Here is a 7596-nt window from a genome sequence, read left to right as displayed (position 1 = left end):
TTAACGTTATTGATAATTGATTCGATAAGTTTAGTAATATGACGTATCACGGTTTATTGTTTGAACTGGTTTTCAAACTTTTCGTATAGCTGATCGGCTTCTTGAATGGACGTAACTTTTTCAATCTGCGATTTCATGAGATTACTTTGTTTGGCTAAATCCTCTTGCATAACCTTGCGGCTCCTAGCATCTGGAGAAATCCGGTCGATGAGCGCTTGTAACTGAATATCAGAAAGCGACACGAACTTGCGGAGCTCTGCTTGTTTGTCAGCTAGAGTCATTGATTTAGAAGAGTCAGCTTGATGGCGACTATTAACGTGAGCACTACTATTATTTAATTCTTCCGTCATAATTACCACTTCCTTTATCGACATAAATTATTTTTTAAGGTAAATATCCCATTAAACACTTTTAATAAATACTCCCTTATATCATAACACTAATGAAAGGTGGTTTGAAACATTATATTTAATCTAAAATTAATAATTTATTAACAAAGGGCGCCTTCTTTTGAAAGCCCCCCTGCCCTAATCTATTCTGACTCCCACAACTTTCTTACTTCTTCAGCTGCACGCTCAGGGTCGTCTGGATATTGATCGTTAATGCGCTTTAAATCAGCCTTTAGTAATTCCACATCTTGAAAAAAGCCATGCGTATCAGGATGTGCAGATTTGTTTTTATGTTCCATGTTAGTTCCTCCCTTCTACTATACTATTAATTACGAAAAAAAAGACCAGTAAATTTAAATTACCGATCTTTTTGATTCGATTCTTAATTAATCTTTGTAGTTGACAGGAGAGTCATCCCACTTATCAACGTCATCCGGAGCACCATCAGGGTTGTGCCACTGGAACATGTTGTAAGTCAAAGAACGCTTGTCCTGATCTAATTTATTAATTGTTTCCACGTCTTCAGCAGAAAGTTCGAAGTCGAAAATGTCACTATTTTGAACGATTCGCTTTTCGTGACTAGACTTTGGAATTGTCACAATCCCGCGTTGCCAGTCCCAACGAAGGATAACTTGTGCTGCAGACTTCCCGTACTTTTCAGCGAGCTTATTAATTTCAGGGTTATTTAATGATTCCCCGCCACCAAGTGGTGACCAGGCTTCCACTTGGATTCCCAAGTGATTATCATGCTTAATAATGTCTACATCTTGGCAAACGGGATTAAATTCCATTTGGTTAACGGCTGGGGTAACGGTCGCATGGGCTAATAAATCGTCCATTCTTTCGTTATTGAAGTTCGAAACCCCAATCGCACGAACCTTGCCATCATGGTAAAGCTTTTCCATGGCCTGCCAAGTATCAATGTACTTGCCGTCAACTGGCCAGTGGATTAACAATAGATCCACGTAAGTCAACTGGAGACGCTTTAATTGACCTTCAAAAGCGTGGAGCACTGAATCGTAACCTTGGTCCCCATTGAAAATCTTGGTAGTCACAAAGAGGTCCTTGCGGTTCATCCCAAGGGCTTCCAATCCTTCCTTAATTCCTTCTCCAGTCCCGGCTTCATTTCCATATTGCTTAGCAACATCAATCATCCGGTAGCCATGCTTTAAAGCTTCGATCACAGAATGCTTAGCAGTCGTGTTATCACTCTTCCAAACACCCATTCCGAGTCGTGGCATTTCAACTCCATTGTTTAACTTAGTAGTTGTGGTTAATCCTTCCATGATGGTCCCTCCTAATAATATTATTTACAATATCATCGTAAAGGAATCATGGGTAAACTGCAATTAAATTGCTTATTGTTTCCGCTTTTCATAACCGTGCGGGTGGGCCTGCTTAAATCGCCAAGCGTCACTAATGATCGATTCAATATCGTCAAATTGGGGGTGCCAACCTAATTCGGTCCGCGCCCGTGTCGAATCGGCCACTAGTTCGTCTGGATCACCCGGTCGCCGGGGCGCTTTTTCAGTCTCAATTGGATCACCAGTTACCTTTCTGGCCGCCTGCAAAATCTGCGAATTAGAAAAACCGTGCGAAGACCCAATATTAAAGGCAGTGGAATCGCCGCCGTTCAAGAGGCGCTTCATTGCCAGCACATGGGCATTAGCAAGGTCAACAACGTGAACGTAGTCGCGGATATTGGTCCCATCAGGGGTCTGGTAATCATCCCCAAACATCTTAAAGACATCGCGTTGACCATTAGCAACCTGCAAAATGATTGGAATCAAGTGCGTTTCAGGATTATGATCCTCACCTAGCACACCATCGCGACTGGCACCACCAACATTAAAGTAACGCAGCGCCGTAAACTTAATCCCATAGGCAACGTCTGCCCAGTGGGCCATTTGCTCCATGATCCACTTACTTTGGCCGTACGCATTCGTGGGGTGCTTAGGCGCATCCTCCTTGATTGGCATTTCATCTGGTTGGCCGTAAACGGCTGCCGTCGATGAAAAGACGAGCTTCTTAACCCCATGATCGCGCATTGCTTCCAGCAATGAAATTGTCCCACCATCGTTATTATCAAAATATTTGAGCGGATCCTTCATCGAGTCCGCCACGATTGAATCAGAAGCAAAATGAATGACCGCATCAATTGATTCGTGGGCAAAAACGTAGTCTAGAAACTCACGGTCCCGAACGTCCCCCTCGTAAAATTCTGCTGCAGGGTCAATGGCTTTGACGTGCCCTGTTGATAGATTATCAACGACGATGGTTTCGTAACCGTCCTTAATCAATGTTGCGACGGTCTCTGAACCAATGTATCCAGCACCACCTGTAACCAAAATTGCCATACTTACATCTCACTTTCTCTTGTTCTCTTAAAATCGATAATCCAATTATCTTATATTCCACCGGCGTCTGCAATTAGGCTTAAGCATTACTAAACAAAATAAAGGAAATCTTGACTTTTGTAATTAAAATTGTATGATAATGGTAACTAATATCTAAGGAGTTTTTAATAATGATCAAAAACGACATTCAGTTAAATATTAGTGCTCGATTTTGGCGTTTCACACGCTTGCGTTCATTTCTGTGTGATGCCAAAATCACTTTAAGTTGATTTTAAACCACCCACGCAGTTATATCGCAAGCGCGGGTGGGCATAACAAATGCCACCCATGGATAATCTAGGGGTGGCTTTTTATTTTAGGAGGATTTACTAATGAAAATTTTGATGTTTGGAACCAGACCAGATGAACAACCAGCAACTAAGGAATGGGCGGACGCTAACAACGTAACCGTCGATGCCACTCCAGAACAACTTAGCCTGGATAACGTTGACAAGGTAGCAGGGTACGACGGAATCTCCGTTCTACAACTAGAACCACTGGAAGACCCTAAGGTGTACGAAGCACTTGCTAAGCACGGCATTAAGAACCTCGCCGTACGGAGTACTGGTTATGAAATCTACAATCTAAAGGCCGCCCGCGACAATGGCATCACGGTCACCAACGTTCCAGCATACTCCCCCCGTTCGGTAGCAGAACACACGCTCGCCCTCACAATGACGATGCTCAGAAAGATTCACATGATCGAAGTCAACGAACACCATAACGACTTCAGCTGGGCTGGAGTAGAAGCCCCAGAAATCCATAACCTCACCGTCGGCATCATCGGAGCTGGTAAAATCGGGAGCACCGTTGCCAGAATCTTCAAGGCCCTCGGTTCAACCGTAATCGCAACCGATCCGATTCACCGGCCCGAACTAGCTGACACGCTCGACTACGTGGACTACGACACCCTACTTGCTAAAGCGGACATTGTAACCATGCATACGCCATTAACTGATGATATGTTCCACTTCATGGATGCTAAGCGCTTTAAGCAGATGAAGAAGAGCGCCATCTTTATCAACGCTTCACGGGGGAAAGTGGTCAACACTCCCGACTTAATCGACGCCCTTAAGAACGGCGAAATCCAATCCGCTGGACTCGATACGGTCGAAGACGAAGACGCCTACTTCTCCCACAAGGTGCCTGGTGATAAAACTGGCAACCCATATATTGATACCCTACTACCAATGAAGAACGTGGTTTTAACTCCCCACATTGCCTTTTACACCGACATGGCAGTTAAAAACATGGTCCAAATTTCATTGAACAACGCCAAGCAAATCATTGATGGGGAAACCCCATTCAGTCCCGTTAACTAGTCATAATCCTTGACTATCTTAGTTAATGTGATAAATTAGTGGTATATTATTCAAATCTTAAATAAAGAGGGACTTACTTATGAGTGATAAGCAAAACAAACATTTAGAAACCAGAGAAGTAGAACACCGTTTAAACGACGTTAAGAAGAGTGCAAAGGAAGATACCATTACCCCTACTGATGGTTGGAATACCCTTTTGAACCTTTCAGAAACCATCGACCGTAGCGACTCCAAGGCTGAAGACTACCGTAAGACTTTAGCTGACTTACTATTCAAGAAGGATTCCCGCGGATTCTTATTATACGGTACCGGTAAGGAAATTAAGAAGGCCGTTAACGATAGTAAGGACTACAAGGACATCGACGTTGAAGGTTTAAACGATGTTGAAGCCTACGAATTAGATGAAAAGAAGAACGAATACAAGCCACTTGCTAAGGACTCTGTTGAAGGAGTCGTAGACAAGGTGCTTAAGTAATTTACTACTTAAAATACCGATTAATGATTATGTACGTAATGATTAGTCGGTATTTTTTATTTACATATGAAAGGATCGATTAAATTGAACAAAGGCCTTGGATATTCAATCTTACTAACCGCCCTATTAGGAAGTAGCTTATTAAGTAGTCAAAATCAAGTTGCTAACGCGGCAACTTGGCACAAGGGCTTACCAAGCATAGTAACTAGTAGCAAAACCTGGGTTACTGATAAAAAGGAGCATAGCGGATACACCATTAAGGGTGCTTACCGGAGATATCTAATTTTCACTACTAAGAAGTCAATGATATATTCCACAATGGGGTTTTATAAAAATGGTAGCTCGCTGAAGAGTGCCGCTGCAAGAGGTGATGCTGAGGGACAGATTTTAACTCCACAGTATCAAAAGCTTTCCAAAAACACTTACCTGATTAAAAATCGAAAAACCATCCTAGGAGAACACGTATCTTATAAGGTTACTAAACATGGTAAAAAGATTAACGTAACTATCAAAGATAACTATGGCTACCATATGAAACATGGGAAGAACTTTGGATTAATGTCTCCAGATAAAAATTTTAAAGAAAGTGCGAATGAGGATCCACTTAAATACTGACTATTAAAAAGGAAGATAGCTTTTAGCTACCTTCCTTTTTTTAGCACCGGATAATTAGACGTCAATTATCGCGACTAGTGATCGGATATAAGGCCTCCGTCAGGCAACATCACGTGCTCCAATAATGTTATTAACGGAAACACTATCAACGGCAATAATAACAAATGTTTCCTCAACTAATACCTTAACAGGTTTTCAAGTTTTTTCAATTTTTAAATCCCAACATTAATTCATCGGATTCTCCGACTTCATCACTTCCGGATCCCACAACGTCAGCAAGTATCCATACCCCTGATCATCAAACGTCAAGTCCTCAAACTCCCGATTGATATCAAACGACATGTAATTCACATCTGACGGTTGCAGGGTCCCCGCATTCAACTTATCCAGCGGCACGGACGTAATAATATTATCCGAAATAATGTACATCCGGTTATTAAAGGCATCGTAAGCGAGGTTCTGGTTACTATAACCACCCCAATTAATGCTCTGCGGGACCGGCGCAAAATTAGCCGCCCCGGTCGTTTCATCCAGCGTCCCCTTGTAGATCTGGTAGGTCGAATAACTCTTCTGCCCGGATTCCACCACCGATTCCTTACGGCCAAAGTAAGCATTCCCGGCGCTATCGAAGGTCAGTGTATTAATGCTGTAATTATTATTGCCGTGGATCAACGGGAAGTTGAACTGCTTAATCGGCTGCAGCGTCGTCGGGTCCAACTCGGTAATCGTATTCTCGCCGCCAGCAGGCAGGTTCCCCAAATCATCATCCTGCACTAGGTAGAGGTTCTTGGTCACCGGATTATACGACAACGTCTGGCCGTGGCCAATGTTCAACATTGGCGTTACCTGAGCCGCTGCAACGATAGCTGCGTACTTTTCATACTCAGCATGTTGGGCTTCCAAAATCTGCACATTATTGGTTACGTTCTGCTTAGCGGTCGTAACCGCATCCAAGTCGCCATTAACCAAGTCCTGCGCATCACTGACGTTTTGCAACGCCGTCTGGTAGCTTTGCCCCACCCCAGCGTTAAACTGCTTCAAAGCAGCGGTTGCCGCCTTTAAGCGTGCGCCTAGCTGCTGGCCCTGTTGGCCAAGTTTCTTGAGCCTAGCCGTCAATTTCACACGTTGCTTGCCCTTCGCCGTATGTAACTGCTGCTTCAGGCGCTTTTGCTTCACTTCAATCTGGTTGGCAGCCTTCGTCCCCTGCTGATTAACGGTGTTAAAGTACGCCACGTAGTTACTAGCGGTGAGCTTTTTAGCCACCCGCTGATCGTACTGCCGCTGCTTCGCTAACGTCGCTTGGACCTTGCTAGCGAATTGATCCGCCACCTTGGTCGCCGTGGTCAACTGCTTTTGGTATTCCGCAGCTAGCTGCTGGTCGCTGACCACCTGGGCGTTCGCATTCGTAACCGCATTTTGGGAGTCCTGATCACTGTATCCCGCATCCGTCAGCAACGACTGGTAGTTAGCAGCCGCCTTAATATTGGCCTGTCCCTCAGTCGTGTAAGGCGACGTGTAGGTATAGGCCTTCCAAATCAAGTCCCGACCGTCGCCATTACCACCAAGCACGCCTAAATTAGTAAGGTCGGTTAGGTTATACTTCGCAATGACCCCCTGCTTAACATTGTCGCCCAACGATTCAACATAGTACATATTATCATTGACCTTAACGCTACTCTGGTAATTTCCGTATTCCCGATAATCAGCATGAAAGCCGTTCGGTAAATAGTAGTAGGTATTAAAGGTGTTCGTCCCCTGCTGATCTTGATAACTATGGCTGGGGTTTTGCTGATCCATCTGGTAATCAGTGTGGCTAAACTTACCATTATAGACCACGGTCGGTGGAACGCTTGCCACGGTCGTAATACTACTCTTAGCGTAGCTACTCATCCCATTACTGGCCTGAAGCTGTTGAATATTACTAGCTGAGTTTTGATCGGGATCAACGTAGTATTGTTCATCAGCATGGACACGCTGGGGATGGTCATTAACCACCACAAAGCAACCCAGGGCAATTACCGAAAGCGTCCCTAGCCGGACCCATTTATTCATTTGATGCACCGCCATTCTCTAAATTGATATTCATATTATAGGCTAATCAACCCGGCGATTCCAGTAAATCAAAATCAGACTAACCATATAAAACAGACCATTAGTATAACTGATTTTTAAACCAAAAATAAAGCAGTTGATCCAAATGATCAACTGCTTTATCAGAATGAGAGATATGTGTAAATTATGTGAATGATAGAAAAAGAGAACTTTTTCTTAGCCGCGACTGCTTGGTGTCGGTAAAAGCGCTTTATTTAAAGGAGTTACTAATGGTCAGTTAGTAGTTAATTTGTTCAAGTCTAATTAACAATAAAAACTTTTACACGACGATGTCGCTTAATATGTAA

8 protein-coding genes are annotated in these 7596 nt (G+C 43.5%); 3 read left to right on the top strand and 5 right to left on the bottom strand.

All coding sequences use genetic code 11. The features are described 5' to 3' along the window. Positions 1-53: 53 nt before the first annotated feature. The 4 genes from HZL42_RS02165 to galE all read right to left on the bottom strand — a co-directional run bounded on the left by HZL42_RS02165 (position 54) and on the right by galE (position 2746). The gene (locus tag HZL42_RS02165) at positions 54-350 is read right to left on the bottom strand and encodes a hypothetical protein (RefSeq protein ID WP_219054072.1); all 297 of its coding nucleotides are present in this window, start codon (positions 348-350) and stop codon (positions 54-56) included. Positions 351-532: 182 nt separating this feature from the next. Further along, complete coding sequence (locus tag HZL42_RS02160; RefSeq protein ID WP_219054071.1) at positions 533-688, bottom strand: hypothetical protein; 156 nt, start codon at positions 686-688, stop codon at positions 533-535. A gap of 87 nt (positions 689-775) precedes the next feature. Further along, positions 776-1675 (bottom strand): aldo/keto reductase, encoded by a 900-nt coding sequence (locus HZL42_RS02155; protein WP_219054070.1) that lies wholly within the window; start codon positions 1673-1675, stop codon positions 776-778. 72 nt (positions 1676-1747) lie between these two features. Beyond that, entirely contained in the window at positions 1748-2746 is a 999-nt protein-coding gene (galE, locus tag HZL42_RS02150; RefSeq protein WP_219054069.1) for a UDP-glucose 4-epimerase GalE, read from the bottom strand. Between the two features lie 371 nt (positions 2747-3117). On the opposite strand from galE, the gene HZL42_RS02145 reads away from it, so the two are divergent. From HZL42_RS02145 to HZL42_RS02135, 3 genes are all read left to right on the top strand, one after another. Next, positions 3118-4107, top strand: a complete 990-nt coding sequence (locus tag HZL42_RS02145; RefSeq protein ID WP_219054068.1) for a D-2-hydroxyacid dehydrogenase — start codon at positions 3118-3120, stop codon at positions 4105-4107. Positions 4108-4186: 79 nt separating this feature from the next. Next, positions 4187-4582 (top strand): hypothetical protein, encoded by a 396-nt coding sequence (locus tag HZL42_RS02140; RefSeq protein ID WP_219054067.1) that lies wholly within the window; start codon positions 4187-4189, stop codon positions 4580-4582. 84 nt (positions 4583-4666) lie between these two features. Continuing rightward, positions 4667-5197, top strand: a complete 531-nt coding sequence (locus HZL42_RS02135; protein WP_219054066.1) for a hypothetical protein — start codon at positions 4667-4669, stop codon at positions 5195-5197. A gap of 225 nt (positions 5198-5422) precedes the next feature. Here the strand turns inward: HZL42_RS02135 and HZL42_RS02130 are convergent, their stop codons facing one another. Further along, positions 5423-7249 carry a hypothetical protein gene (locus HZL42_RS02130; protein ID WP_219054065.1) on the bottom strand — a complete coding sequence of 609 codons (1827 nt, stop codon included), beginning with the start codon at positions 7247-7249 and terminating at the stop codon, positions 5423-5425. Positions 7250-7596: the final 347 nt, after the last annotated feature.

Origin of the sequence: Lactobacillus sp. Sy-1 (genome assembly GCF_019303535.1) — a bacterium.
GTDB lineage: Bacteria > Bacillota > Bacilli > Lactobacillales > Lactobacillaceae > Nicoliella.
This window is presented reverse-complemented; position numbering and strand designations above follow the sequence as displayed.

Bases quoted from the DNA above. Each gene is read 5' to 3' on its own strand.
- HZL42_RS02165 (WP_219054072.1), bottom strand. From the start codon at position 350: ATGACGGAAGAATTAAATAATAGTAGTGCTCACGTTAATAGTCGCCAT.
- HZL42_RS02160 (WP_219054071.1), bottom strand. From the start codon at position 688: ATGGAACATAAAAACAAATCTGCACATCCTGATACGCATGGCTTTTTT.
- HZL42_RS02155 (WP_219054070.1), bottom strand. From the start codon at position 1,675: ATGGAAGGATTAACCACAACTACTAAGTTAAACAATGGAGTTGAAATG.
- galE (WP_219054069.1), bottom strand. From the start codon at position 2,746: ATGGCAATTTTGGTTACAGGTGGTGCTGGATACATTGGTTCAGAGACC.
- HZL42_RS02145 (WP_219054068.1), top strand. From the start codon at position 3,118: ATGAAAATTTTGATGTTTGGAACCAGACCAGATGAACAACCAGCAACT.
- HZL42_RS02140 (WP_219054067.1), top strand. From the start codon at position 4,187: ATGAGTGATAAGCAAAACAAACATTTAGAAACCAGAGAAGTAGAACAC.
- HZL42_RS02130 (WP_219054065.1), bottom strand. From the start codon at position 7,249: ATGAATAAATGGGTCCGGCTAGGGACGCTTTCGGTAATTGCCCTGGGT.